Below are 26,795 nucleotides of genomic sequence, written 5' to 3'. Positions count from 1 at the left end.
TTTGTCGGACTGACGATAGAGTCTTGGCCACACCCTCATCCGGCCGTCGTCGTATCAGAAAGGTGCGTTCCGATGACCGAGCATCATCTTCCGTCCGAGCTGGACGTCCCCTCGGAGGCTCCCGACCGCAACCTCGCCATGGAGTTGGTGCGGGTCACCGAGGCCGCGGCGATGGCCGCCGGCCGCTGGGTCGGGCGCGGTGACAAGAACGGCGCCGACGGTGCCGCGGTGCGTGCCATGCGGACCCTCGTCCACACCGTCTCGATGAACGGCGTCGTCGTCATCGGCGAGGGCGAGAAGGACGAGGCGCCGATGCTCTTCAACGGGGAGCGGGTCGGCGACGGGACCGGGGCCGAGGTCGACATCGCCGTCGATCCGATCGACGGCACCACGCTGACCGCCAACGGCATGACCAACGCGATCGCGGTGCTCGCCGCCGCCGAGCGCGGCTCCATGTTCGACCCGTCCGCGGTCTTCTACATGGACAAGCTGGTCACCGGCCCCGAGGCCGCGGACTTCGTCGACATCAACGCGCCCGTCGCGGTGAACATCCGCCGGATCGCCAAGGCGAAGCGGCGCACCCCCGAGGACGTCACCGTCGTCATCCTCGACCGGCCGCGGCACCAGGGCCTCATCAAGGAGGTCCGGGAGACCGGCGCCCGGATCAAGCTGATCTCGGACGGCGACGTGGCCGGGTCCATCCTGGCGCTGCGCGAGGGCACGGGTATCGACCTGCTGCTCGGCATCGGCGGCACGCCGGAGGGCATCATCTCGGCCTGCGCCGTGAAGTGCCTGGGCGGCACCATCCAGGGCAAGCTGTGGCCCAAGGACGACGAGGAGCGGCAGCGGGCCGTGGACGCCGGGCACGACCTGGACCGGGTGCTGACCACCGACGACCTGGTCTCCGGGGACAACGTGTTCTTCGTGGCGACCGGCATCACCGACGGCGAGCTGCTGCGCGGGGTGCGGTACCGCTCGGAGACGGCCACGACCGACTCGATCGTGATGCGGTCCAAGTCGGGGACGGTGCGGCGGATCGACTCCGAGCACCGGTTGAGCAAGCTGCGGGCGTACAGCGCGATTGACTTCGACCGGGCGAAGTGACTCCGTCGGTTTCGCGGGGCGCCCAGTGAGTTGAGGGTGCCTGTCGTGTGGCGTCTGCGGCGCCGTCGTGGCTTGTCGCGCAGTTCCCCGCGCCCCTTTGGGTCGGCTGCAGCCCCCGGTGTCAGAAGGTGCCGGCGGTCGCGCCCACGCGGCGGAGCCGGTTTCGGCGTAGCAGAGGGCGCCCCCGGTGCGGAGGGGGCGCCCTTTGGGTTGGGGCTTGGTCTTCAGCCGGCCGCCGCTATGCGGCCCGTTGCGCGGGCGGCCTTCTTGAGTTCCAGGTCGCGGCGGCGTCGCCGGGCCAGGACCACCCGGCGTTCGGCGGCGGTGAGGCCGCCCCAGACGCCGTAGGGCTCGGGCTGGAGGAGGGCGTGCTCGCGGCACTCGACCATGACGGGGCAGCGGGCGCAGACGCGCTTGGCGGCCTCTTCGCGGGAGAGGCGGGCGGCGGTCGGTTCCTTGGAGGGGGCGAAGAACAGTCCGGCCTCGTCGCGCCGGCACACCGCCTCGGTGTGCCAGGGAGCGTCTTGGTCCCTGTCCCGCACGGGCACCCGCTGGGCCGGAACGGCAGCTACCTGCAGGGACGAATGCGGCGGTTGCAGCACGGGTCTACTCCTGACGACGGCTTCGCTAGCGAGAGACGATGCGTCAAGGCTTACCCGTTGTACGCGCGCCTATGCACTGAGTTCCCCCACCGCTGCCGGGGCCGGACTACAAGTGCTTGCGCAAACCCTTCTCGACCCGGCGGTGCACCCGGTCGAGGATGTCCGCGACGACCTTGCCGCGCTTGGGTCTGGCCTCGACGCTGCCCAGCACGGCCCACCCGTCCACATAGATGACGGGGGCCTCGGCCTCGCTGGAGTCGAGGGTGTGGACCTCGAAACTGCCGAGCACGCTGCCGCCCGCGCCGCGCACCGACACGTTCTCCGGGACGCGCACCTCGACGCTGCCGAAGACGGAGAACGCCTTGATGACGACCTGCTGGTACTCGAAGACCGCCTCGCTGAGGTCGATCTCGACGCTGCCGAAGACCGCGTAGGCGTGGATGCGGCGGTTCGCCCGCCAGCGGCCCTTGCGGACCGCGCTGCTGAAGACCGCCACCACGTTCTCGTCGGGCTCCGCCGGGATGGCGCCCGCGGTGGGGCGGTTGGGCGCCGGGGCGGCGGTGTCCCGGCCGCGGTGGGCGGCGGGCAGGTCCCGCACGAAGACGTCCAGCTCGCCGACGGTCTTGGCGGCCAGCACGCCCTCGACCCGCTCGGCGTGCTCGTCGGCGGTGAGCCGTCCCTCGGCGAGGGCTTCGCGCAGCATGTCGGTGACGCGGTCGCGGTCGGCGTCCGAGGCGCGCAGCTCGGTGGTGCGCGGTGCGGCGGGGGCGTGCTTCTGAAGGTCCACGGCAGTAGCGTACCGAAACGCGATAGATCGCGACTAGCCCTGTGGACAACCTTGTCGCACGGACCGGAGACCGCCAACTGAGTCCTACCTCACCGCCTCGGCGTCGCGGGCAGGTTCTACGCTGGTTGGCGCTGCCAATGGAGGCCAGCCGTCGTTGCTGAGGAATCCAGCCGCGCGTGATGTCGAGTGAGGAATGGGCGAGATGCCTGAGTTCGCGTACACCGATCTGCTCCCCCAGGGCGAGGACACCACTCCGTACCGGCTGGTGACCGCCGAGGGTGTCTCCACCTTCGAGGCCGACGGGCGGACGTTCCTCAAGGTGGAGCCGGAGGCGCTGCGCAAGCTGGCCGAGGAGGCCATCCACGACATCCAGCACTACCTGCGCCCGGCCCACCTGGCCCAGCTGCGCCGCATCATCGACGACCCCGAGGCCTCCGGCAACGACAAGTTCGTGGCGCTGGACCTGCTGAAGAACGCGAACATCGCGGCGGCCGGCGTGCTGCCCATGTGCCAGGACACCGGCACCGCGATCGTCATGGGCAAGCGCGGCCAGAACGTGCTCACCGCGGGCGGCGACGAGGAGGCCCTGAGCCGGGGCATCTACGACGCGTACAAGAACCTGAACCTGCGCTACTCGCAGATGGCTCCGCTCACCATGTGGGAGGAGAAGAACACGGGCTCCAACCTCCCGGCCCAGATCGAGCTGTACGCGACCGACGGCGGCGCCTACAAGTTCCTGTTCATGGCCAAGGGCGGCGGCTCGGCCAACAAGTCCTTCCTCTACCAGGAGACGAAGGCCGTCCTGAACGAGTCCTCCATGATGAAGTTCCTGGAGGAGAAGATCCGCTCGCTGGGCACGGCCGCCTGCCCGCCGTACCACCTGGCGATCGTGGTCGGCGGCACGTCCGCCGAGTACGCGCTGAAGACCGCGAAGTACGCCTCCGCCCACTACCTGGACGAGATCCCGGCCGAGGGTTCGGAGCTGGGGCACGGCTTCCGGGACAAGGAGCTGGAGGAGAAGGTCTTCGAGCTGACGCAGAAGATCGGCATCGGCGCGCAGTTCGGCGGCAAGTACTTCTGCCACGACGTGCGCGTGGTGCGCCTGCCCCGGCACGGGGCGTCCTGCCCGGTCGCCATCGCGGTGTCCTGCTCGGCGGACCGGCAGGCCGTCGCGAAGATCACCGCGGAGGGCGTCTTCCTGGAGCAGCTGGAGACCGACCCGGCCCGCTTCCTGCCGGAGACGACGGACGAGCACCTCGACGCGGACGGCGACGTGGTGAAGATCGACCTGAACCGGCCGATGGACGACATCCTCGCCGAGCTGACCAAGCACCCGGTCAAGACCCGGCTGTCGCTGACCGGCCCGCTGGTCGTGGCCCGCGACATCGCGCACGCCAAGATCAAGGAGCGGCTGGACGCGGGCGAGGAGATGCCGCAGTACCTCAAGGACCACCCGGTGTACTACGCGGGTCCCGCGAAGACGCCGGAGGGGTACGCGTCCGGGTCCTTCGGTCCGACCACCGCCGGGCGCATGGACTCCTACGTGGAGCAGTTCCAGGCGGCGGGCGGCTCCAAGGTGATGCTGGCGAAGGGCAACCGGAGCAAGCAGGTCACCGACGCGTGCGACGCGCACGGCGGCTTCTACCTGGGCTCGATCGGCGGCCCGGCGGCCCGGCTCGCGCAGGACTGCATCAAGAAGGTCGAGGTCGTCGAGTACGAGGAGCTGGGCATGGAGGCGGTCTGGAAGATCGAGGTCGAGGACTTCCCGGCGTTCATCGTGGTGGACGACAAGGGCAACGACTTCTTCCAGGACCCGGCGCCCGCACCGACGTTCACGACGATTCCGGTGCGGGGCCCGGGGCTGGCCTGACGCCCCCGGCCCGTACGACGGCGGCCCCCCACCAGAGCGAGAGCGACGGCGGGGGGCCGCCCGCGTGAGTGCCGCCCGCGTGAGCGCCCACCCGCGTGAGTGCCCGCCCGCGTGAGCGGAGGTCCGCCGCGCGGGTCAGCCGTCGTCGGACGGGGCGGCCGCCACCGGCTCCAGGCGGGTGCCCTCGCGCGGTGACAGGGACAGCAGCCGGACCGGGCCGTCGATCTCCATGCGGTGCCACCGGCCCCGGGGCACGACGACCGCCGTGCCGGACGTGAGGGTGACCGGCTCCTGCGGCTCGTCCGGGGCCTGGGGCCGCAGGAAGAAGCGGACCGCGCCGCTGAGCACGCACACCAGTTCGTCGGCCGCGGGATGCATCTCCCAGTGGTCGGCGTGGACCTCGGCGTCCGTGGCCGCGTGGAAGGCCGCCAGCTGCCAGGAGCCGGGGCGGCCCTCGGTCATCCGGCGTTCGCCGGCCGTGACACCCCCGTCGGGTCCGACGTGGACCGCGGCGGAGAACAGGTCGATCGGGGTGGGTGTCGGGGTGAGTGCGGTCATGACACGGTTCCTTTCAGTGGTGTCCCGGAGGCCGCGGAAGGGGGCGTCCGGTCGGAATCGGCATCGCCATCGGTGTCGGCGTCGGTGTCGGAATCCGGGTCAGCGTCTGCGTCTGCGTCTGCAGCCGGTTCGGGGCGCCGGGGCCGGTCCGTCGGCAGTACGAACGCGGCGAGGGCGACCGCCGCGAGCAGCAGCACCGCACCGGCGCCCAGGCCGAGCGCGTAGCCGCCGCTGAGCGCCGCCTCGCCGGCGTCCGTGCCGGTGTGCCGGGCCGCCACCGTCGCGAGGGCGGCGACACCGAGGCAACCGCCCAGCTGACGGGAGCTGTTGAGGATCCCGGAGGCGGAGCCGGCCTCGGCGGCGCTCACCCCGGTCGTCGCGGCGACGGCCACGGGCGCCTGGCACAGCCCGATCCCGGCCGCCGTGAGCAGCGAGGGCCCGAGCACGTCCGTCAGGAAGCCGCCCGTCGGGCTGATCAGCGCGAACCAGCCGAGCCCGGCGGCCCCGGCGAGCCCGCCCGCGAGCAGTGCCGCGCGCGGGGAGCGGCGGGAGCCGAGCCGGGTCGCGACCACGGTCGCCGCGACGGTGCCGAGGGAGAAGGGCAGGAAGGCCGCACCGGTGGCGGCGGCGCTCAGGTGCACCACCTGCTGGAGGTAGAGGGAGACGAAGTAGAAGGCGCTGAACTGGCCCGCGGCGACGAGCAGGACGAAGGCGTTGGCTCCGCTGATCCACCGGTTGCGGAACAGTCCCGGGCGGACCAGGGGCTGGCGCACCCGCCGTTCCACGGCCACGAACGCGGCCAGCAGCAGGGTGGCCGCGGCGAGTGAGCCCACGGTCACCGGCGAGGTCCACCCCTCGCGGTCCGTGCGCACCACGCCGAGGACGAGCAGCCCGGTGCCGGCCGTGGCCAGCAGCGCGCCCGGCAGGTCCAGGCGCCCCCGGTGCCCACCGGCTCCGCCCGGCATGCCCGCCAGGCCCGCGACCAGTGCGGCCAGGACCACGGGGACGTTGACGAGCATCACCCAGCGCCAGCCGGCGTACTCGGTCAGCAGCCCGCCGACCAGTACTCCGGAGGCCCCGCCGACCGCGTTGACGCCGCTCCACACGCCGAGGGCCCGCACCCTGGCCGCACCCTCCGGGAAGGTGACGGTGAGCAGGGCCAGGGCGGCCGGGGCGAGCGCGGCGGCCCCGGCTCCCTGGACCGCGCGGGCCGCCACCAGCTGCCAGGGGGCCTGGGCCAGCCCGCCGGCGAGGGACGCGGCGCCGAACACGGTGAGCCCGAGGACGAACAGGCGCCGCCGTCCGTAGAGGTCGGCGGCCCGGCCGCCGAGCAGCAGCAGACCGCCGAAGGTCAGGGCGTAGACGTGCACGACCCAGGCGAGGTCCACGGGCGCGAAGCCGAGATCGGCGCGCACCGCGGGCAGGGCGACGTTCACCACCGCCATGTCGAGGGCCACGACGAACTGCGCGAGCGCCACCGCCGCCAGGACGGTCCCAGGCCGCCCTCCCAAGTTTTTATACATGTAAGAAAACTAGCCCGGCCCGCGCCCCGGCGTCCACCCCCGTCCCGCGGGTGAGTCATCATGGGCCGCATGCCGACCCCCTCCCCGCGCCCAGGCCGCCCCGGCAGGCCGCCCCGCCTGTCCCGCGCCGAGATCGTCACGACGGCGCGCCGGATCGTGGACGAGGAGGGGGTCGCGAAGCTGACCATGCGGCGCCTGGCCAGGGAGATGGACAGCACACCGATGGCCCTGTACCACCACGTGCGGGACAAGGAGGAGCTGCTGCTGCTCCTGCTGGAGGACTTCGCCGCGCACGCGGCGCGGCCCCGGCTGCCGGACGACCCGCGCGAGCGGCTGCTGGCCGCCGCGACGGCCATGCGGGACCTGCTGACCCAGTGCCCGTGGCTGGTCGAAGTGCTCACGGCCGACGACCTGTTGGCGCCCTCGGCACTCTGGTACGTGGAACAGGTCGTCGACGCCGCCGTCGACTGCGGGCTCACACCGGAGCAGGCCGTGCGGGCCTACCGGTCCATCTGGTACTACACGGCCGGTGAACTCGTCGTCCGGGCCGCGGCCGCCCGCCGCCGTGCGGCCGACGCCCGGCCGACCTACCGTGAGCGGGTGTTCGCGGACCTCGACCCCGCCGCGCTGCCCCGCCTCGCCGCCCTGGGCCCGCGCTGGGGCGAGCTGACGGCCGAGGACACCTACGCCGCCGGCCTGCGCGCCCTGGTCGACGGCCTGCTGCCGCCACACCGGACGGGCGCCCCGCCCACGGACATGGACGACCGGCACGACCGACAAGACCGGGAGGACCGGCGAGACCGGGAGGACCGGCAGGACCGAGAAGCCGGGGAATAGCCGCGCCCGGCCCCGCGCTGATCTTCGTGGAGGTACGACGATGACGACGAGCCGAACCGACGACACAGCCGACACCGGCGACACCGGCGACGCCAAGGGCACCGGCGACACCGGGGGCACCGGCTACCGGGTCGAGCACGACTCCATGGGCGAGGTCCGCGTCCCCGCCCATGCCAAGTGGCGCGCCCAGACCCAGCGTGCCGTCGAGAACTTCCCCGTCTCCGGGCAGCGCATCGAGCGCGCGCACATCGAGGCGCTGGCCCGGATCAAGGGGGCGGCGGCCAAGGTCAACGCCGAGCTGGGGGTGCTCGACGAGGACCTCGCCGACGCGATCCGGGAGGCGGCCGCCGAGGTGGCCGAGGGGAAGTGGGACGAGCACTTCCCGGTCGACGTGTTCCAGACCGGGTCCGGGACCTCGTCCAACATGAACACCAACGAGGTCATCGCCACCCTGGCCACCGAGCGGCTCGGCCGCGACGTGCATCCCAACGACCACGTCAACGCCTCCCAGTCGTCCAACGACGTCTTCCCGTCCTCGATCCACATCGCCGCCACCGCCGCCGTCACCCGTGACCTGATCCCGGCCCTGGACCACCTCGCCGGCGCCCTGGAGCGCAAGGCGGAGGAGTTCGCCGACGTGGTGAAGTCCGGGCGCACTCACCTCATGGACGCCACGCCGGTCACCCTGGGCCAGGAGTTCGGCGGGTACGCCGCCCAGGTGCGGTATGGCGTCGAACGGCTCCGGGCGTCGCTCCCCCGGCTGGCCGAGCTGCCGCTGGGCGGCACCGCGGTGGGCACCGGCATCAACACCCCGCCCGGTTTCTCCGCCGCCGTCATCGAGGAGGTGGCCCGCGCGACCGGGCTGCCGCTGACCGAGGCGCGCGACCACTTCGAGGCCCAGGGCGCCCGGGACGGCATCGTCGAGACCAGCGGGCAGCTGCGGACCATCGGCGTCGGGCTGACGAAGATCGCCAACGACCTGCGCTGGATGGCCTCCGGTCCGCGCACCGGGCTCGCCGAGATCGCCCTGCCCGACCTCCAGCCGGGCTCGTCGATCATGCCGGGCAAGGTCAACCCGGTGATCCCGGAAGCGGTCCTCATGGTCGCCGCCCAGGTCACCGGCAACGACGCGACGGTGGCCGCCGCCGGAGCGGCCGGCAACTTCGAGCTGAACGTCATGCTGCCGGTCATCGCCAAGAACGTGCTGGAGTCGGTGCGGCTGCTCGCCAACGTCTCCCGGCTGCTCGCCGACCGGACCGTGGACGGGATCGTCGCCCACCGCGAGCGGGCCCGCGAGTACGCCGAGTCGTCCCCCTCCGTCGTCACGCCGCTCAACAAGTACATCGGCTACGAGGAGGCCGCCAAGGTCGCCAAGCGGGCGCTGGCCGAGCGGAAGACGATCCGTCAGGTCGTGCTGGAGGGCGGGTACGTCGAACGCGGCGACCTCACGAACGAGCAGCTGGACGAGGCGCTGGACGTGCTGCGGATGACCCGTCCGTGAGGAGTCCCGGCACGGCCGGGGGGCGTACGCCGGCGCACGCTCTCGCGATCTTCGACGCGTCGATTGGCCACGGCACCTAATATCTGTCCATGGCAGACGGAGAAGCGGTGAGCGCGGCGGCGGAGCCCGGAGCGGACGGCCCGGCGGGCCCGGTGGACCACTGGACGCCCGGCAGCCGGATCCTGTGGCGGTACCGGGAGAACGGCGGCCCGCACATCCACATCGCGCGCCCCGTCACCGTCGTACGGGACGACCCCGGCCTGCTCGCGGTGTGGCTGGCGCCCGGCACCGAGTGCGTGAAGCCGGTCCTCGCCGACGGCACGCCCGTCCACCTGGAACCGCTGGCCACGCGTTACACCAGACCGCGCACCGTGCAGCGCGACCGGTGGTTCGGCACGGGTGTGCTGAAGCTGGCGCGGCCCGGCGAGGCCTGGTCGGTGTGGCTGTTCTGGGATCCGGGCTGGCGGTTCAAGAACTGGTACGTGAACCTGGAGGAGCCGCTGACCCGTTGGGAGGGCGGGGTCGACTCGGAGGACCACTTCCTGGACATCTCCGTCCACCCGGACCGCAGCTGGCACTGGCGGGACGAGGACGAGTTCGCGCAGGCCCAGCGGGACCGGCTGATGGACGGGGCGCAGGCCGAGCGGGTGCGCCGGGCAGGCCGTGCCGCGGTCGCGGAGATCCGCGCCTGGGGGTCCCCGTTCGCCGACGGCTGGGAGCAGTGGCGGCCCGATCCGGCGTGGCCGGTGCCGCCGCTGCCGGGCGACTGGGATCGCACGCCCGCGCACGTCTCCTCATGAGACCCTTGATGTGCCCCCCGGCAGGAAACGTAGGATCGTCCTCCGCAATGAGCGCGGCAGCGGCAACCGGCGGAGCGTGCGCTGTGCTTGACCGATCGTCACCGAGGGGCGGCAGGACGTGAGCGAGGGGTACGAGGGCAACACGCGGGCGGGCCGCAGACGGTCCGCCGGTGACACAGGAACAGCCTCTGACCACGCGGGAACCCCGTTCCTTGGGCACGGATTGCGGGTATCGGGATTTCTGCGGGACGAACTGCACGCGCCGCGCGCAGTCCCGGACGGATGGATTCGACACGCGTGACGGAGCACCCGACCTCCTTCGACCGCCCCTCGACGGGCGCCGACCCCACGGATCCCCGCGGGGCGCTCCTGCGTACCCCCGTGCCGCCGCGCGGCTCCGGGTCCGCGTTACCGGCCCAGGGGGGCGCCGGCCAGACGCCGCCCGCCGTGGGCGAGGACTCCCCGGGGGCCTTCGAGCACTCCCAGCCGGGCGCCGGGCAGGCCGCCGAGCCCGACACCCACCGCCCGCGGCCCACGTCCGAGGGCGTCCCGGCCCAGCCGGACGGCGGACAGCCGGGCGGCACGCCGTCGGGTGACACCCCCTCGGCGGACCCTGCCCCCGACGGCGTCCCGTCGGACGGCACTCCGGCGGGCACCGCGTCCGCAGGCGGCGCGTCCACGGGCAGCGCTTCCGCGGCCGGCGGGCAGGCCGGTCTCGTGCGCCCGGACTCGGGCGCACCGGCCGGTGCCCCGGGCCCGGGCCGCCGTGGCGCGCCGCCGGAGCCGGACCGGCGTACCGGACAGCCCACCGCGCCCGGCCGCCCCACGCCCATGCGGCGGGACGGGGACCGGCTGCGGTTCGTGGGCGCCGCGACCCGGCGGATCGCCCGGGGCATGGACCTCGACGAGATCGTGATGGGGCTGTGCCGGGCCACCGTGCCCACGTTCGCGGACGCCATCCTGGTCTATCTGCGCGAGCCGCTCCCGGTCGGCGACGAGCGGCCCACCGGCCCCCTGGTGCTGCGGCTGCGGCGCACCGACCGCATACCGGCCGAGCGGGACACCGAGGGCGGTTTCACCCCCGCGCCCCAGCCGGAGCCCTCCGAGCTGGAGACGGTCGGCGCCGAGCTGTGCGAGGTACGGCAGGGCAGCGCGCTGGCCGAGGTGCTGCGCGGGGTGCGCCCGGTGTTCACGGACACGCCCGCCGCCCGCGCCGCGCTGCCGGAACTGCTGGGCGAGGACCGGGACTTCGCGCTGCCCGACGGCCGCCGGGCGATCCTCGCCCCGCTGCGCGGCAGACGCCGGGTGATCGGCGCCGCGCTGTTCCTGCGCGGTCCCGAGCGCATCGCCTTCGAGGCCGACGACCTGCTGGTCGCCGCGCAGCTCGCCACGCACAGCGCGCTGGGCATCGACAAGGCGGTGCTGTACGGGCGCGAGGCGTACATCGCCGACGAGCTGCAGCGCACGATGCTCCCGGAGAACCTGCCGCGCTGCACCGGTGTGCGGCTGGCCTCCCGCTACCTCCCGGCCGCCGAGACCGCGCGGGTCGGCGGCGACTGGTACGACGCCATCCCGCTGCCGGGCAGCCGGGTCGCGCTGGTGGTCGGGGACGTGATGGGCCACTCCATGACCTCGGCGGCCATCATGGGCCAGCTGCGGACCACGGCGCAGACCCTGGCCGGGCTCGACCTGCCGCCGCAGGAGGTGCTGCACCACCTGGACGAGCAGGCGCAGCGGCTGGGCACCGACCGGATGGCGACCTGCCTGTACGCGGTGTACGACCCGGTCGCGCACCGCATCACCGTCGCCAACGCCGGCCACCCGCCGCCCGTCCTGCTGCACCTGGGCGGCGAGGCCGAGGTGCTGCGCGTCCCGGCCGGCGCCCCGATCGGGGTGGGCGGCGTGGACTTCGAGGCCGTGGAGCTGGACGCCCCGGCCGGCGCGACCCTGCTCCTGTACACGGACGGGCTGGTCGAGTCCCGGCTGCGGGACGTGTGGACCGGCATAGAGCAGCTGCGGGAGCGGCTGGCGGCGACCGCGCAGCTCACCGGTCCCGACCATCCGCCGCCCCTGGAAGCCCTGTGCGACGAGGTGCTCGACATGCTCGGCCCGGGCGACCGGGACGACGACATCGCGCTGCTCGCCGCCCGCTTCGACGGCATCGCGCCCAGCGACGTGGCGTACTGGTTCCTGGAGCCGGAGGACGCGGCGCCCGGCAAGGCCCGCAGGCTGGCCCGGCGGGCGCTGGCCCGCTGGGGCATGGAGGACCTCACGGACTCGGTGGAGCTGCTGGTCAGCGAGGTGGTGACCAACGCGGTGCGGTACGCGTCGAAACCGGTCACCCTGCGGCTGCTGCGCACGGACGTGCTGCGCTGCGAGGTCGGCGACGACGTGCCGCAGCTGCCCCGGCTGCGGCAGGCGCGCGCCACCGACGAGGGCGGACGCGGGCTGTACCTGGTCAACCGGCTGGCCCGGCGCTGGGGCGCGACCCGGCTGAGCACCGGCAAGGTGGTGTGGTTCGAGCTGAACCGCGGCTGAGCGGCGGTCGGCGAGCAGCAGCGTGCGAAGGGGCGCCCGGTGAGCACCGGGCGCCCCTTCGCACCTCTCCGCGACCCCTCGCGGCCTACTGCTGCCAGTCCCCGCCGGGGAAGTCGGGGTTCTCCGGCTCGGTGGACCCGCCGCCGTCCGGCGGCGGTTCCGTGGACGGGCTGTTCGACGGCGACTGCGTCGGCGACTCGGGCGGTGCCTCGGTCGTCGGATCGTTCGACGGGGGTGCCTCGGTCGTCGGATCGTTGGACGGCGGCGGCGCCTCGGTCGTCTCCTCCTGGGACGGCGACTGGCTCGGCGACTGGGAGGTGGACGGCGACTTGCTGGGCTTCACGGCGGCGCCCTGCTTGGTGTTCAGGTCGAACTTGGTGACCTTCTCCATGACGCCGAAGGTGTACGCGGCCCAGATCTCCGCCGGGGGGCCACCGCCGTTGACGCGGTAGTCGACGCCGGCCGCCTTGTACATCGGGACCTGCGGGTGCGGTGCCTTGTCGTCCTCACCGAACAGACCGACCGAGGTGACCAGTCCCGGGGTGAAGCCGGTGAACCAGGCCGACTTGTTGTTGTCGGACGTACCGGTCTTGCCGGCCACCTGCTGGCCGTCGCGCAGCGGGTTCTCCCGTACGGACGTCTTGGCCGTACCGTCGTCGACCACGCCGGTGAGCACGGAGGTGACCGTGTCGGCGGCCTCCCGGCTGATGACCTGCTCTCCGACGGGGTCGGGCATCTCGATGTTGCGGTCCTTGTGCTCGACCGACTTCACGATCGCCGGGGTGACCTTCTTGCCGTGGTTGTCGAAGGTGGCGTAGACGCCGGCCATCTCCAGGGGGCTGGCGCCCATACTGCCCAGGGTCTGCGCGGGCACGGCCTGCTCGCCCTCGGTGTCCATGCCGAGGTCGCCCGCGACCTTCATGACCTCGGACATGCCGACGTCGATGCCCATCTGCGCGAAGACGGAGTTGACGGACTTGTTCATCGCCTCCTGGACGTCGATCTCGCCGTAGTCCCGGTCGTCCTCGTTGGGCGGGGCGAAACCGACCTCCTGGTCGCCGTCCATCACGGGGCGCTCGCTGTCGCCGTCGTACATGGTGTTGGCCGTGATCGGCACGCCGTCCTGGGTCTCGGCGTCGTGGTCCACGGCGGCGGCGAGGATCACCGGCTTGAAGGTGGAGGCGGGCTGGTAGTCGTCGCGGGTGGCGTTGTTGGTGTAGTGCTTCAGGTAGTTCACGCCGCCGTACATCGCCACGACCGAACCGGTCTTCGGGTCGACCGAGACGGCTCCGGCCTGGACGTCCGCGTCGACCTCGCGCTTGTCGGGGTCCAGCTTGCTGGTGAGCTTCTCCTTGACCGCCTTCTCCAGCGCGGCCTGCTTCTTCTTGTCGATGTTGAGGGTGACGGTGTAGCCGCCGAGGTCCACCAGGGCCTTGGCCTGCTCCATGTCCTCGGCGGCGCCCTGCGCCACGAGCTGCTGCTTGAGCGCGAAGTTGGCCGCGTCCACCAGGTATCCGGTCTGGCCGTCCATCCCCGCGGCGGCCTTCGGCTCCTTGGGCGTCGGGAACTTCATGCCCTGCCGGTCGCCCGCGCTCAGCCACTTCTGCTCGACCATGTTGTCCAGGACGTAGTTCCAGCGCTCCTGGACGAGCTTCTTGCCGGTCTCGCTGGCGATCGCCCAGTCGTACTGGTTCGGCGCCTGGAGCAGGGCCGCGAGGTAGGCGCCCTGTTCGACCGTCAGGTCCTCGGCGTCGACGCGGTAGTAGGCCTGGGCGGCGGCCTGGATGCCGTAGGCGCCGCGGCCGTAGTAGCTGGTGTTGATGTAGCCGGCCAGGATGTAGTCCTTGGACTTCTCCCGGTCCAGCTTCAGGGAGATGACCAGTTCCTTCAGCTTGCGCGAGACCGTCTGTTCCTGGGACAGGTAGTAGTTCTTGACGTACTGCTGGGTGATCGTCGAACCGCCCTGCGCGCCCTTGCCGGAGAGGGTGTTGAGCACACCGCGCGCGGTGCCCTTGAGGTCGACGCCGGCGTCGTTGTAGAAGGTCTTGTTCTCGGCGGCGACGAAGGTGCGCTGGACGTCCTTGGGGATCTTGGCGAGGTCGACGATCTCACGGTTGCGCTCGCCGGTGCGGGCCATGATGCTGCCGTCGCTGTACTTGTAGACGTTGCTCTGCAGCTCGGCCTCGGGGTTGCCCTCGGGGATGTCGATCATCATGTAGAGCACGATGAAGGCGCCCATGCCGAGCAGGGTGAGGCCGAAGACCGTGCCGAGGATCTTCTTCCAGGTGAACAGCCGGCGTATCCGGCTCTTGCCGCCCGCGCCCTGGGCCGCACCCGACGAACGGCGGCGTTTCGGCGCCGCGCGGCGTCCACCGCGCTGTCGCGCTCTTCTCTCTTCCGCTCGTCCCATGGATCCGATCCGCTCCGCTTCGGTCATCTGTGGGCACGTCTCGCTCACGCGTCACACAGGTTCGTCGCTCAGGTCAGCTCAGAAAGCTAACACCGGGAGATGTGACAAACGGCAGCCGATCCCGCCTTGTACGGACGTGAGAATCAGCACCCGCTCCATAGGAACCGACGTACGAGCGGGGTTCAGGGTTGCGATCGGGGGGTAAAGTGATATCACTTAGTGAGCAAAGAGAGAACGGGGGACCACCCATGTCCACGCACGATGCCCCGCAGGTCACCGCCGATGTGCCCGAGATGCCGGCACCCCGGGTACGCGAGAACCAGGCGCACAGCATCGGCGGCGGCCTCGCGCTGCTGCTGGGGCTGGTCGGGCTGCTGGTCGGCGCCGGTCTGATCGTCTCCGCGACCGCGGTCGCCGCCACCGGCACGAAGGCGGTGCTGATCATCGCGGGCATCGTGATCGCCCTGGCCGCCTTCCTCGCGATGTGCGGGCTGAACATGGTGGCGCCGGGCGAGGCCCGCGTGGTGCAGCTCTTCGGGCGGTACCGGGGCACGATCCGGCAGGACGGCCTGCGCTGGGTCAACCCCCTCACCTCCCGCACCAAGATCTCGACGCGGGTGCGCAACCACGAGACGGCCGTCCTGAAGGTGAACGACGCCTACGGCAACCCCATCGAGCTGGCGGCCGTCGTGGTGTGGCGGGTGGAGGACACCGCTCAGGCCACCTTCGAGGTGGACGACTACGTCGAGTTCGTCTCCACCCAGACCGAGGCGGCCGTGCGGCACATCGCCATCGAATACCCCTACGACGCCCACGACGAGGACGGCCTGTCGCTGCGCGGCAACGCCGAGGAGATCACCGAGAAGCTCGCCGTCGAGCTGCACGCGCGCGTGGAGGCGGCCGGGGTGCAGATCATCGAGTCCCGCTTCACGCACCTCGCCTACGCCCCGGAGATCGCCTCGGCGATGCTCCAGCGCCAGCAGGCCGGTGCGGTGGTCGCGGCGCGGCGGCAGATCGTGGACGGCGCGGTCGGCATGGTCGAGGCGGCGCTCGCCCGAATCAGCGAGCAGGACATCGTGGAGCTGGACGACGAGCGCAAGGCGGCGATGGTGTCCAACCTGATGGTCGTGCTCTGCGGGGACCGCGCCGCCCAGCCGGTGCTGAACACGGGGACGCTCTACCAGTGACCGCCCCGTCCGAGGATTCCGCGCCCGGTGCCGGGCCGTCCGGCGGCCCGGCACCGAGGCGGCGGCCGCGGGAGCGCAAGCAGGTGCTGCTGCGGCTCGACCCGCAGGTGTACGAGGCACTGGCCCGCTGGGCGGGCGACGAACTGCGCTCGGCCAACGCGCAGATCGAGTTCCTGCTCCGCAGGGCGCTGGCGGAGGCCGGCCGGCTGCCCGGTGACGCCGGGCCGCTGCCGCGCCGCGGCCGCCCCCCGAGAGGCGGCGGCCCCCGTCGTAGCGCAACCGTGACAATCGCCTCCGACCTGCGGCCCCGTCGCGCCGGTGAACCCGCCGCCACGATCTCTGCACGGTGCGTATACATGCGGCGTATACACCCTGTGTAGAGTGCTCCGCATGTCCATCGGTCACACCCTCCTGGGGCTCCTGGAGTCCGGGCCGCGCCACGGTTACGACCTCAAGCGCGCCTTCGACGAGAAGTTCGGTCACGACCGGCCGCTGCACTACGGCCAGGTCTACTCGACGATGTCCCGCCTGCTGAAGAACGGCCTCGTCGTGGTCGACGGCATCGAGGCGGGCGGCGGTCCCGAGCGCAAGCGGTACGCGATCACCGACGAGGGGATCACCGACGTACAGCGGTGGCTCGCCACGCCGGAGAAGCCCGAGCCGTACCTCCAGTCGACGCTGTACACCAAGGTCGTCCTCGCGCTGCTCACCCACCGCGACGCCGCCGACATCCTCGACACGCAGCGTTCGGAGCACCTGCGCAGCATGCGCATCCTGACCGACCGCAAGCGCAAGGGCGACCTCGCGGACCAGCTCATCTGCGACCACGCCCTCTTCCACCTGGAGGCCGACCTGCGCTGGCTGGAACTGACCGCCGCGCGCCTCGACAAGCTCCGTGAGGCGGTAACCCGATGACTCCCCCCGCAGGCTCCCTGCTCTCCGCCGAGGCGCTCCGCAAGGCCTACGGCCCCACCCTCGCCCTCGACGGCGCCGAGTTCTCCATCCACCCCGGCGAGGTCGTCGCCGTCATGGGCCCCTCCGGGTCCGGCAAGTCCACGCTGCTGCACTGCCTGGCCGGCATCGTGACACCCGACTCCGGGACGATCACGTACAACGGGCGCGAGCTGTCGGCGATGTCCGACGCCCAGCGCAGTGCGCTGCGCCGCTCGGACTTCGGCTTCGTGTTCCAGTTCGGCCAGCTGGTGCCGGAGCTGACCTGCGTCGAGAACGTCGCCCTCCCGCTGCGGCTGAACGGCACCCCCCGCAAGGAGGCCGAGCGGACCGCGCTGACCTGGATGGAGCGGCTGGAGGTCGACGACCTCAGGAAGAAGCGGCCCGGCGAGGTCTCCGGCGGCCAGGGCCAGCGGGTCGCGGTGGCGCGCTCGCTGGTCACCAACCCGCGGGTGCTCTTCGCCGACGAGCCGACCGGCGCGCTGGACTCGCTCAACGGCGAGCGTGTGATGGAACTCCTCACGGACGCCGCCCGCTCCACCAACGCCGCGGTCGTGCTGGTCACCCACGAGGCACGGGTGGCCGCCTACTCCGACCGCGAGATCGTCGTACGGGACGGCAAGTCCCGGGACATGGAGCGGATCGTATGAGCGTGCGCCAGTGGGCCGCGGACCTGATGCTGGGCGTCCGCTTCGCCTTCACCGGCGGCCGGGAGGGCTGGACCCGGGCCGTGCTGACCGCCGTCGGCGTCGGGCTCGGCGTGGCCCTGCTGCTGCTGACGACGGCCATCCCGAGCGCGCTCAGCGTGCGGCACGAACGGGAGGCGGCGCGCTCCGACATCACCTTCGCCTCCGATCCGATGCCGAAGGCGAACGACACGCTCGTGATCGCCCGGCTCGACGACTACTTCCGCGAGGACGACCTCAGGGGCCGGGCCCTGGAGCCCGAGGGCCCGCGGGCACCGCTGCCGCCGGGCGTGGACAAGTTCCCGGCGGTGGGCGAGATGGTGGTCTCCCCCGCCCTGAAGGAACTGCTGGAGTCGGACTCCGGCGCGCTGCTGCGCGAGCGGCTGCCGGACCGGATCGTCGGCACGATCGCGGAGGACGGGCTGATCGGCTCGGCCGAACTCGCCTACTACCGGGGCGCGGAGGGCCTGGCCGAGCAGATCTCCCAGGGCCGGGTCGAGCGCATCGACCGGTTCGGCGACCCGGAGCCCGGGGAGGAGGACTCCGACCCGGTGCTGCTCCTGCTGGTCCTGGTCGTCTTCGTGGTGCTGCTGATGCCGGTCGCGGTGTTCATCGCCGCCGCCGTGCGGTTCGGCGGCGAACGGCGAGACCGGCGGCTCGCGGCGCTGCGTCTGGTGGGCTCCGACAGCCGGATGACCCGGCGCATCGCCGCCGGAGAGGCCCTGGCGGGCGCGGTCCTCGGGCTGGTCTTCGGCGCCGCGTTCTTCATGGTCGGGCGGCAACTGGCGGGCAGCGCCGAGGTGTTCCGCATCAGCGTGTTCCCCAGCTATCTCAACCCCTCGCCGCTGCTGGCCCTGCTGGTGGCGGTGGCGGTGCCGGCGGCCGCGGTGCTGGTGACGCTGTTCGCGCTGCGCGGGGTGGTCATCGAGCCGCTCGGCGTGGTCCGCGCGGGCCGGCCGGCCCGGCGCCGGCTGTGGTGGCGGCTGATCCTGCCGCTGGCCGGACTGGCGATGCTCTACCCGATGATCGGCAACGGCCGCGAGAACGGCGACTTCAACCAGTACCTGGTGACCGGCGGTGTCGTCCTGCTCCTGGTGGGCGTGACCGCGCTGCTGCCGTGGGTGGTGGAGAGCGTCGTCGCCCGGCTCGGCTCCGGCGGCGTGGCCTGGCAGCTGGCCGTGCGCAGGCTCCAGCTGAGCAGCGGTACGGCGGCCCGCATGGTCAACGGCATCGCGGTGGCCGTGGCCGGGGCGATCGCCCTGCAGATGCTGTTCGCCGGTGTGGACGACGACTACACCAAGTCCACCGGGCAGGACGTGTCGCGGGCGCAGATGGAGGCACAGCTGCCGAGCGGGGTGCCGATGGCCCCGGCCGCCGAGAAGTTCCGCGACACCAGGGGCGTACGGGCGGTCTACGCCTTCTCCGAGGGTTACCTGGGCGACCGCGCCCGGGACCCGGAGCACGGGACCATGATCACCGTGGGCGACTGCGCGTCGCTGCGGGAGGTCTCCGAACTGCCCTCCTGCACGGACGGGGACGTGTTCGCCGTCCACGGTGCCGAGTGGGACACCGGGGAGGACATGTCGAAGCTGGCCGCGCCCGGCCGGAAGCTGTACTCGGACCCGACCTACGAAGGCGGCCCGACGAAGCAGGCGGTCCCCTGGACGGTGCCCCAGGGCATCAAGACGGCGAAGGCGCGCCCGGGCCTGGTGGCCGGGACCGACCGGGGCGGCTTCCTGATCACGCCGGGGGCGCTGCCGGACACGCTCGGGCCGACGCTGGACGGGCACGCCTACCTCAAGGTGGACGAGTCGGTGGCCGACGTGCAGGACCTGGTGCGGAACACCGCGGCGGCCATCGATCCGCTGGCGGACACCGTGACGTGGGCGGAGACGGAGCGGACCGACCGGTTCGACGCCATCCGCACCGGTCTGTTCGTCGGGGCGGCGTGTGTGCTGGCACTGATCGGCGCCAGCCTGCTGGTCTCGCAGCTGGAGCAGCTGCGCGAGCGGAAGAAGCTGCTGTCGGCCCTGGTGGCCTTCGGCACCCGGCGCCGCACGCTCAGCCTGTCGGTGCTCTGGCAGACGGCGATCCCGATCCTGCTCGGCCTGCTGCTCTCCATGGCCGTGGGCCTGACCCTGGGCACGGTGCTGCTGAAGATGACGAGCACCCCGGTGCGCGTCGACTGGACCGGCGTCCTGTCGATGACCGGCATCGGCGCGGCGGTCGTCCTGGTGGTGACGCTGTGCAGCCTGCCGCCGCTGCTGCGGCTGATGCGGCCGGAGGGGCTGCGCACGGAGTAGCGCCGCCGTGCGTCACTGAGGGGCCGGGCGACCGCCGGAGGTCGCCCGGCCCCTCAGTCGTGCACCGTCCGGACCGGCAGGTCGGCCATCGCCTCCCGCAGGGCCGCCGCCAGTTCCTCGTACTCCGCCGAGCGGGCCGCTCCCGTGCGCATGGCCAGGGCGACCCGGCGGGTGGGGGCCGGGTCGGTGAAGGACGCGGTGAGGAGCTGGCTGGAGCGGGAGGTCTCCACGCGGACGGCGGTGCGCGGCAGCAGCGTCACCCCGAGGCCGCCCGCCACCAGCTGCACCAGCGTGGACAGTCCGGCGGCCGTCGTCGTCGCCGGGACGCCCGCGCGGCCCGCCTCGCGGCAGATGTCGAGCGCCTGGTCGCGCAGGCAGTGGCCCTCGTCGAGCAGCAGCAGCTTCAGCTCGCGCAGCACCGAGCGCTCGATGCCCTCCCGGCCGCCGAGCCGGTGGTCGAGCGGCGTGACCAGGACGAAGTCCTCGTCGAAGAGGGGCAGTTCGGTGACTCCGGGGACGCCGAGCGGGACCGCGAGCAGGAGCAGGTCCAGGCGGCCGGTCGTCAGGCCCTCCAACAGGCTGGCGGTCTGCTCCTCGTGGACCTGGAGGTCGAGGTCGGGATAGCGGCCGTGGACCAGCCGCAGCACCGTCGGCAGCAGGTAAGGCGCCACGGTGGGGATGACGCCGAGCCGCAGCGCACCGGTGAAGGGCGCCCGGACCGCCTCTGCCTCCTCCAGGAGCGCACCGACCTCCGCCAGGACCGCCTTGGTCCGCACCGCGAGCCGTTCACCGGCCGGCGAGAGCAGCACCTTGCGCGTCGTACGCTCCAGGAGGGTGACACCCAGTGCCTCCTCCAGGGCGGAAACGGCGCCCGACAGTGCCGGCTGGCTCATGCCGATCGCGGCGGCGGCGTCGCGGAAATGCAGGTGCTCGGCGACCGCGTCGAAAGCCCGCAGCTGGGCGAGGCTGGGCTGCCTCTTCTTGCTGGACACTAATAGCCACCTCCGATCAACTCGACCGAGTGTAGCTATTTCACTAATCAATGCACCCTGTGCCAACATCAACAGCGTCCAACCCATGGGAAACACTCGCAAAATGGGTGTTTCTTCGCTGCGCTTTTGGAGAGCACGTGCTCACTGTCGGTGACAAGTTCCCCGAGTTCGACCTGACCGCCTGCGTCTCGCTGGAGAAGGGCAAGGAGTTCCAGCAGATCAACCACAAGACCTACGAGGGTCAGTGGAAGGTCGTCTTCGCCTGGCCCAAGGACTTCACCTTCGTGTGCCCGACCGAGATCGCCGCCTTCGGCAAGCTGAACGACGAGTTCGCCGACCGGGACGCCCAGATCCTCGGCTTCTCCGGCGACTCCGAGTTCGTGCACCACGCCTGGCGCAAGGACCACCCGGACCTGACCGACCTGCCCTTCCCGATGATGGCCGACTCGAAGCACGAGCTGATGCGCGACCTCGGCATCGAGGGCGAGGACGGCTTCGCGCAGCGCGCCGTCTTCATCGTGGACCAGAACAACGAGATCCAGTTCACGATGGTCACCGCCGGCTCCGTCGGCCGTAACCCCAAGGAGGTCCTGCGGGTCCTCGACGCCCTGCAGACCGACGAGCTGTGCCCGTGCAACTGGAGCAAGGGCGACGAGACCCTGGACCCGGTCGCGCTGCTGTCGGGGGAGTGAGCTGACATGTCCCTCGACTCCCTGAAGTCCGCCGTACCGGACTACGCCAAGGACCTGAAGCTCAACCTGGGTTCGGTCATCGGCAACTCCGACCTCCCGGCGCAGCAGCTGTGGGGCACCGTGCTGGCGACCGCCATCGCCTCGCGCTCCCCCATCGTGCTGCGCGAGCTGGAGCCGGAGGCGAAGGCGAACCTGACGCCGGAGGCGTACTCGGCCGCCAAGTCGGCCGCCGCGATCATGGCGATGAACAACGTCTTCTACCGCACCCGGCACCTGCTGTCGGACCACGAGTACGGCACTCTGCGCGCCGGTCTGCGGATGAACGTCATCGGCAACCCGGGCGTCGACAAGGTCGACTTCGAGCTGTGGTCCTTCGCGGTGTCCGCCATCAACGGCTGCGGCATGTGCCTGGACTCGCACGAGCAGGTGCTCCGCAAGGCCGGCGTGGACCGCGAGACGATCCAGGAGGCGTTCAAGATCGCCGCCGTGGTCGAGGCCGTCGGCGCCACGCTGGACGCCGAGGCGGTCCTGACCGCCGCCGAGTAGTCCCGCACCGGGTTCGTCCCGACGCGGCACACACGGCCCGGGCCCCGCTCACCGAGAGGTGGGCGGGGCCCGTTCGCGTCGCTACGCCGGGGAGGGGTCCGACGGCGGGCCGTCCACCGGGGGCTCCTGGGGCTCCTGGGCTTTCGGCGGCCCCGGGGGCCGGTCGGCCGCGGGGGCGGCGTCGGACGAGGTGGCACCGTGCGGCCTGGGCGTCTGCCGCAGGGCGGCCTCCCGGGAGTACGCCCGCAGATAGCCCACGACGGTGTTGGTCACCGCCACCAGCGGCACCGCGACCACGGCGCCGCCGATGCCGGCCACCATGCCGCCGGCGGCCACCGACAGCACCACCGCCAGCGGATGGACCCGCACCGCGCGTCCGAGGATGAACGGCTGCAGGATGTGCCCCTCGATCTGCTGCACCGCCAGCACCACGACGAGCGTCATGACCGCCGCGAACACGCCCTGCGTCACCAGCGCCACGACCACCGCGAGGGCGCCCGACACCACCGCGCCGACGAGCGGGATGAAGGCGAACAGGAAGATGAACACGGCCAGCGGGACGGCCATCGGCACGTCCAGGAAGTAGATGCCGAGGCCGATGAAGATGGCGTCGATCAGCGCGACGATCACCGTGCCGCGCACATAGGCGGTCAGCGTCCGCCACGCGCGCGGACCGGCCCCGGCCACGCCCGGCCGGGCGGCCGCGGGCACCAGCTTCAGCGACCACTGCCAGATCCGCTTGCCGTCGTAGAGCAGGAAGAGCGTAGAGAAGGCGGCCAGCAGGATGCCGGTGAGCGCCTCGACGACGACCGTGACGCCCTCCAGCCCGGCCGACGTGATCTGGTCGGTGTTGGCGCCGACCGCGTCGCGCAGGTTCTTGGCGATCTCGTTGATCTGCTTGTCGGTGACGTGGAAGGGGCTGTTCAGCAGCCAGTTGCGCAGTTCGTCGATGCCGTCCTGGACCTGGTCGGAGAGGTTGTCGATGTTCTCCATCACCTGCCAGGTGACGAACCAGCCGATCAGGCCCATGATCACGAAGCCGAGGATCGCGGTCAGCGCGGTGGCCGGCCCCCGCGGCACCCCGTGCCGGCGCAACCAGGCCACGGCCGGCTGGAGCAGCGCGGTGATCAGCAGCGCGGCCACGAAGGCCAGCACCACCAGCTGTACGGCGCTGATGACCCGCATCAGCACCCACACGGTGCCCGCGAGCACCAGCAGCCGCCAGCCGGCCTCCGCGGCCACCCGCACCCCCCAGGGCACGGCCTGCGCCGGGTCGGGGCGCTGGGCGAAGGCGACCGGCCGGTGTGCCCCGGTGTGCTCGGCGACCGTGCCCTCACCCGCGTACTCGGTCGCGCCCTCGGCGGCGTGCCCGGCCGGGTCGTCCAGGGACCGCCGCGCGTGCTCGGCGTGGGGCACCGCTCCGTCGTCGGTGTCGTCCCGCCCCGCCTCTGCGCGGCGCCGCTCCAACCGCTCGCTCGCCCGCGTCAGTCCGGCGCCGAGCCGGCCGAGCCACCCTGGCACTCGTGACATGATCCGTCCTCTTCCCCCGTCTTTCCCCACCACTCCCCCCTGGAGTCGTCCGGTCCGACCGTACATGGCGGGAGCGCGAAAGCCCCTCACCCTAGGACGGTGAGGGGCTCTGCGAGGTTGAGCGTGGGCCGCGCCGACGGGGACGACGGGCGGACGGCGGGCTCAGTACCAGTGGTTGGCCTGCCAGAAGGCCCAGGCCTCGCACGGGCTGCCGTAGCGGCTGTCCATGTAGCTGAGGCCCCACTTGATCTGGGTGGCCGGGTTGGTCCGCCAGTCGGCGCCCGCGGAGGCGTACTTGCCCGCCGGGAGGGCCTGGAAGAGGCCGTAGGCACCGGAGGAGGCGTTGACGGCCTGGTAGTTCCAGCTGGACTCGTGGTCCACGATGTTGCTGAAGCACTGGAACTGGCCGCTGGGCACCATCTGACGGGCCATCGCCTGGATCTGGCTGGTGCTGTAGGAGCTCTGGACGGCGAAGCTGGTGGAGTCGCGCTGGGCGTCGCGGCTGGCCGCTTCCTTCGCCGCCTCGCGCTTCTTCGCCGCCTCCGCGGCCGCCTGCTTGGCCTTCTCCTGCTTGGCCACAGCGGTCTTGGCGGCTGCCTTGCGGGCCGCCTCCTCGGCGTCCTTCTTGGCGCTCGCGTCCGCGGCGATGGCCTGCACGTCGGCCTGCTGCGTCAGGGACGCGGTCTGCACCTGCGCCTGCTCACCCATGGGGATGTCGGCAAGCAGGGTCGTGCCTGCTGCCGTCGCCTCCGCGTCGTCGTTGTTCTGCGCGACGCTGCCCGAGGCAACTCCGACGACGCTTCCGACGGCGGTGACCGCCGTGGCCGAGGCCACTGCGAATCCCCGGACCGAGATCCGGCTCACACGGTTTCCTTCCAGCATCGCCCGCTTCGGTGACCCTCGCGGACGCAATCGTGCCCCTGGCGCTGGCCTCCCCAACTACGGGTCACGGGAGGCACGGGCCCGGTGGACAACTCCCTCGGCGGGAGCGCCGCGTGGTGCTCGGGCGGCATACGACGCTGCTATGGAGTTGGATCTGATGCTTCTGGGGCGCCGTACCGCTGGGGGTACGGCTGTGTCGTATGCGGGGCCTGACAGGAACGAGACTCTGCCGTAACCCGGCGGGGTGTGGCAATTCTGTGTTGCGTGTGAAAGCTCACATCCCGTTTGGCCCAGGGGATTCGCGGAAATCCGCACACGCCGAGGCGCCGCCCGGCTAGGCTCTGGGCCTTTCCGGACGGCGCCGAACTGACGGGTAACCGGCTCTCCCGCGGGCAATCGGCCCTTCACGGGTCGGACTTCACGAAAGCGTCAGATGTGACCGTCCTCCAGCATTTCGGTCACGAGCGCCGCGATCTGAGACCTCTCCGAGCGCGTCAGGGTGACGTGCGCGAAGAGCGGGTGCCCCTTCAGCTTCTCGACGACGGCGACGACGCCGTCGTACCGGCCCACCCGCAGATTGTCCCGCTGTGCCACGTCATGGGTGAGTACGACCCGTGAGTTGGCCCCGATCCGGGACAGCACGGTCAGCAGGACGTTCCGCTCCAGCGACTGGGCCTCGTCGACGATGACGAACGCGTCGTGCAGCGAGCGCCCCCGGATGTGGGTGAGCGGCAGCACCTCCAGCATCCCGCGCGCGGTCACCTCCTCGATGACCTCCCGGCTGGTGACGGCCGACAGCGTGTCGAAGACCGCCTGCGCCCAAGGGCTCATCTTCTCGGCCTCGGAGCCGGGCAGATAGCCCAGCTCCTGCCCGCCCACCGCGTACAGCGGACGGAAGACCATCACCTTCTGGTGCTGCCGGCGTTCGAGCACGGCCTCCAGCCCGGCGCACAGCGCGAGCGCCGACTTGCCGGTGCCGGCCCGCCCGCCCATCGACACGATCCCGACGTCCGGGTCGAGGAGCAGGTCGAGCGCGATCCGCTGCTCGGCACTGCGGCCCTTGATGCCGAACGCCTCCCGGTCGCCCCGCACCAGCCGGACGTTCCCGTCGGGCGTGACCCGGCCGAGCGCCTTGCCGCGCTCGGACTGGATGGTCAGCCCGGTGTGCACGGGAAGGTCGGCGGCCTCGGGGACGTACACCCGGCCCTCCTCGAAGAGCACGTCCACCTGCTCGCCCGGCAGGGTGAGTTCGGACATGCCGGTCCAGCCCGAGGCGTCCGTGATGGCCAGCTCGGCGCGGTACTCCTCGGCGAGGAGCCCGACGGAGGACGCCTTGATCCTGAGCGGGAGGTCCTTCGAGACGACGGTGACGTCGAATCCCTCCGCCTGCAGGTTGCGGGCGACCGCGAGGATGCGGGAGTCGTTGTCCCCCAGGCGGTAGCCGCTGGGCAGCACGCTGGGGTCCGAGTGGTTGAGCTCGACACGGACGGTGCCGCCGAGGTCCCCGATCGGGATGGGGGCGTCGAGGCGACCGTGCCGCACCCGGAACTCGTCGAGCAGGCGCAGGGCCTGCCGGGCGAAGTAGCCGAGTTCGGGATGGTGCCGTTTGGCCTCCAACTCCGTCACCACGACGATGGGGAGCACGACCTCGTGCTCGTCGAAGCGGTTCAGGGCGTTCGGGTCGGCCAGCAGGACGCTGGTGTCGAGAACGTAGGTGCGCCTGTCGGGCTTGTGGCGCTTTGTGCTGGTCACCACGGAAGGACGTACCCCCTCGGAAGAGGTCGGGGAGCGACGGAGTGGACGCTGGGCCGGGAGAGCGGGAACGATCCGCGCCGGGCGGGCGAGAACGGATCCCGCCGGGCGGGCCGGAACGAGCCGGCCGGTCCGGGGCCCGCCCGACCGGTCCCGTCGGCCGCCCGGAGAGCGGGCGGACGGGACTCGTCAGGCTGGTCCCCGAGGCCGCCCTGCACTGGCGCGGGCCGTGGACCGGCCCTCCGCCGCGTCTTCCGTGCCGTGACCGCACGGTGGGGCTGGTGCAAAGGGCCTCCCGGGCGGACGGCTCCGTGCCGTCCGCTGAGAACCGACACCCGTGGTTCGGGCATCGACCTGCTTGGCTTATGCCCTCGAACAAGCGCCGCCATGCCACGACACAGGACGGCGCACCGGTGAACTCCTCGTTACGGGCGCACCGCCCGGCACCGTGGAGGAGAGCGGAACCGGGCGCCCGGGAGGCAGCGGAACGGGACGCCCGGAACGGCAGAAGAGGCAGCAGAAGGAAGCACCCGGAAGGGCAGAAGAAGGGGACGCCCGGAGGGGGCAGAAAAACGGGCCGGTCCGTGGGGGGGGAGACGGACCGGCCCGAGGGGGGGTTTCCACCATAACCCTTCGTAAGTGATGCTGCGTGCATCGGCGTGCCACAACTACTCTCCGAAGTCACCCGGCGACGCCCGGATGACCACGGAACCCCTCATTCCGCCCTGAACGGTGGCCAAATCA

General features: G+C 71.9%; 20 protein-coding genes and 2 pseudogenes. 13 read left to right on the top strand and 9 right to left on the bottom strand.

All coding sequences use genetic code 11. The features are described from left to right. The first annotated feature begins 72 nt into the window (after nucleotides 1-72). Nucleotides 73-1,104, top strand: coding sequence for a class II fructose-bisphosphatase (gene glpX, locus K7854_RS07300; protein ID WP_030145768.1), 1,032 nt, complete (start codon nucleotides 73-75; stop codon nucleotides 1,102-1,104). Nucleotides 1,105-1,328: 224 nt separating this feature from the next. Here the strand turns inward: glpX and K7854_RS07295 are convergent, their stop codons facing one another. Beyond that, nucleotides 1,329-1,706 carry a WhiB family transcriptional regulator gene (locus tag K7854_RS07295; protein WP_226025541.1) on the bottom strand — a complete coding sequence of 126 codons (378 nt, stop codon included), beginning with the start codon at nucleotides 1,704-1,706 and terminating at the stop codon, nucleotides 1,329-1,331. Nucleotides 1,707-1,812: 106 nt separating this feature from the next. Continuing rightward, entirely contained in the window at nucleotides 1,813-2,493 is a 681-nt protein-coding gene (locus tag K7854_RS07290) for a DUF1707 SHOCT-like domain-containing protein (protein WP_226025540.1), read from the bottom strand. 202 nt (nucleotides 2,494-2,695) lie between these two features. Here K7854_RS07290 and K7854_RS07285 point away from each other — a divergent pair, with 202 nt between their 5' ends. Further along, a complete protein-coding gene (locus tag K7854_RS07285; protein WP_226025539.1) occupies nucleotides 2,696-4,363 on the top strand; it encodes a fumarate hydratase in 1,668 nt (555 codons plus the stop codon). 135 nt (nucleotides 4,364-4,498) lie between these two features. Here the strand turns inward: K7854_RS07285 and K7854_RS07280 are convergent, their stop codons facing one another. After that, nucleotides 4,499-4,921, bottom strand: coding sequence for a cupin domain-containing protein (locus K7854_RS07280; protein ID WP_226025538.1), 423 nt, complete (start codon nucleotides 4,919-4,921; stop codon nucleotides 4,499-4,501). Beyond that, on the bottom strand, nucleotides 4,918-6,444 hold the full coding sequence (locus K7854_RS07275; protein WP_226025537.1) for an MFS transporter: 1,527 nt from the start codon (nucleotides 6,442-6,444) through the stop codon (nucleotides 4,918-4,920). The genes K7854_RS07280 and K7854_RS07275 overlap by 4 nt, the downstream gene beginning before the upstream one ends. Nucleotides 6,445-6,513: 69 nt before the next feature. On the opposite strand from K7854_RS07275, the pseudogene K7854_RS07270 reads away from it, so the two are divergent. The 4 genes and pseudogenes from K7854_RS07270 to K7854_RS07255 all read left to right on the top strand — a co-directional run. Beyond that, nucleotides 6,514-7,167 (top strand): annotated as a pseudogene (locus tag K7854_RS07270) (TetR/AcrR family transcriptional regulator); the annotation flags it as partial. Nucleotides 7,168-7,321: 154 nt separating this feature from the next. Then, nucleotides 7,322-8,782 carry a class II fumarate hydratase gene (locus K7854_RS07265; protein ID WP_226025536.1) on the top strand — a complete coding sequence of 487 codons (1,461 nt, stop codon included), beginning with the start codon at nucleotides 7,322-7,324 and terminating at the stop codon, nucleotides 8,780-8,782. Between the two features lie 89 nt (nucleotides 8,783-8,871). Then, nucleotides 8,872-9,582 (top strand): cytidylyl-2-hydroxypropylphosphonate hydrolase, encoded by a 711-nt coding sequence (gene fomD / locus K7854_RS07260; RefSeq protein WP_226025535.1) that lies wholly within the window; start codon nucleotides 8,872-8,874, stop codon nucleotides 9,580-9,582. Nucleotides 9,583-9,879: 297 nt separating this feature from the next. After that, nucleotides 9,880-12,120, top strand: a complete 2,241-nt coding sequence (locus K7854_RS07255) for a SpoIIE family protein phosphatase (RefSeq protein WP_372481006.1) — start codon at nucleotides 9,880-9,882, stop codon at nucleotides 12,118-12,120. An 85-nt stretch (nucleotides 12,121-12,205) separates the two neighbouring features. Here the strand turns inward: K7854_RS07255 and K7854_RS07250 are convergent, their stop codons facing one another. Next, a complete protein-coding gene (locus tag K7854_RS07250) occupies nucleotides 12,206-14,530 on the bottom strand; it encodes a transglycosylase domain-containing protein (protein ID WP_226025533.1) in 2,325 nt (774 codons plus the stop codon). Nucleotides 14,531-14,778: 248 nt separating this feature from the next. Here K7854_RS07250 and K7854_RS07245 point away from each other — a divergent pair, with 248 nt between their 5' ends. From K7854_RS07245 to K7854_RS07225, 5 genes and pseudogenes are all read left to right on the top strand, one after another. Then, the gene (locus K7854_RS07245) at nucleotides 14,779-15,717 is read left to right on the top strand and encodes an SPFH domain-containing protein (protein ID WP_226025532.1); all 939 of its coding nucleotides are present in this window, start codon (nucleotides 14,779-14,781) and stop codon (nucleotides 15,715-15,717) included. Next, nucleotides 15,663-15,983 (top strand): annotated as a pseudogene (locus K7854_RS07240) (type II toxin-antitoxin system antitoxin); the annotation flags it as partial. The gene K7854_RS07245 and the pseudogene K7854_RS07240, both read left to right, overlap by 55 nt. Before the next feature lie 124 nt (nucleotides 15,984-16,107). Then, nucleotides 16,108-16,632: a PadR family transcriptional regulator gene (locus K7854_RS07235; RefSeq protein WP_003973941.1), complete on the top strand. Its 525-nt coding sequence runs from the start codon at nucleotides 16,108-16,110 to the stop codon at nucleotides 16,630-16,632. Then, the gene (locus tag K7854_RS07230) at nucleotides 16,629-17,318 is read left to right on the top strand and encodes an ABC transporter ATP-binding protein (RefSeq protein WP_226025530.1); all 690 of its coding nucleotides are present in this window, start codon (nucleotides 16,629-16,631) and stop codon (nucleotides 17,316-17,318) included. Before K7854_RS07235 ends, K7854_RS07230 begins: the two co-directional genes overlap by 4 nt. Next, nucleotides 17,315-19,657, top strand: a complete 2,343-nt coding sequence (locus tag K7854_RS07225) for an ABC transporter permease (protein ID WP_226025529.1) — start codon at nucleotides 17,315-17,317, stop codon at nucleotides 19,655-19,657. The genes K7854_RS07230 and K7854_RS07225 overlap by 4 nt, the downstream gene beginning before the upstream one ends. 53 nt (nucleotides 19,658-19,710) lie before the next feature. Here K7854_RS07225 and K7854_RS07220 read toward each other — a convergent pair whose 3' ends face one another. Continuing rightward, the gene (locus K7854_RS07220; RefSeq protein WP_226025528.1) at nucleotides 19,711-20,649 is read right to left on the bottom strand and encodes a LysR substrate-binding domain-containing protein; all 939 of its coding nucleotides are present in this window, start codon (nucleotides 20,647-20,649) and stop codon (nucleotides 19,711-19,713) included. Nucleotides 20,650-20,786: 137 nt separating this feature from the next. On the opposite strand from K7854_RS07220, the gene K7854_RS07215 reads away from it, so the two are divergent. After that, a complete protein-coding gene (locus K7854_RS07215) occupies nucleotides 20,787-21,341 on the top strand; it encodes a peroxiredoxin (RefSeq protein WP_030145756.1) in 555 nt (184 codons plus the stop codon). 6 nt (nucleotides 21,342-21,347) lie between these two features. Next, nucleotides 21,348-21,887 carry an alkyl hydroperoxide reductase gene (locus K7854_RS07210; protein WP_226025527.1) on the top strand — a complete coding sequence of 180 codons (540 nt, stop codon included), beginning with the start codon at nucleotides 21,348-21,350 and terminating at the stop codon, nucleotides 21,885-21,887. An 81-nt stretch (nucleotides 21,888-21,968) separates the two neighbouring features. Here the strand turns inward: K7854_RS07210 and K7854_RS07205 are convergent, their stop codons facing one another. The 3 genes from K7854_RS07205 to phoH2 form a co-directional block, all read right to left on the bottom strand. Next, on the bottom strand, nucleotides 21,969-23,417 hold the full coding sequence (locus K7854_RS07205) for an AI-2E family transporter (protein WP_226025526.1): 1,449 nt from the start codon (nucleotides 23,415-23,417) through the stop codon (nucleotides 21,969-21,971). Between the two features lie 162 nt (nucleotides 23,418-23,579). Next, nucleotides 23,580-24,281 (bottom strand): aggregation-promoting factor C-terminal-like domain-containing protein, encoded by a 702-nt coding sequence (locus K7854_RS07200; RefSeq protein WP_226025525.1) that lies wholly within the window; start codon nucleotides 24,279-24,281, stop codon nucleotides 23,580-23,582. A gap of 447 nt (nucleotides 24,282-24,728) precedes the next feature. Further along, nucleotides 24,729-26,054, bottom strand: a complete 1,326-nt coding sequence (phoH2, locus tag K7854_RS07195) for an RNA 5'-3' helicase PhoH2 (RefSeq protein ID WP_226025524.1) — start codon at nucleotides 26,052-26,054, stop codon at nucleotides 24,729-24,731. Nucleotides 26,055-26,795: the final 741 nt, after the last annotated feature.

This window comes from Streptomyces hyderabadensis (assembly GCF_020404845.1).
GTDB classification, from domain to species: domain Bacteria; phylum Actinomycetota; class Actinomycetes; order Streptomycetales; family Streptomycetaceae; genus Streptomyces; species Streptomyces hyderabadensis.
The sequence above is the reverse complement of the archived record's forward strand: the minus strand, read 5'-3'. Positions and strand labels throughout refer to the sequence as shown.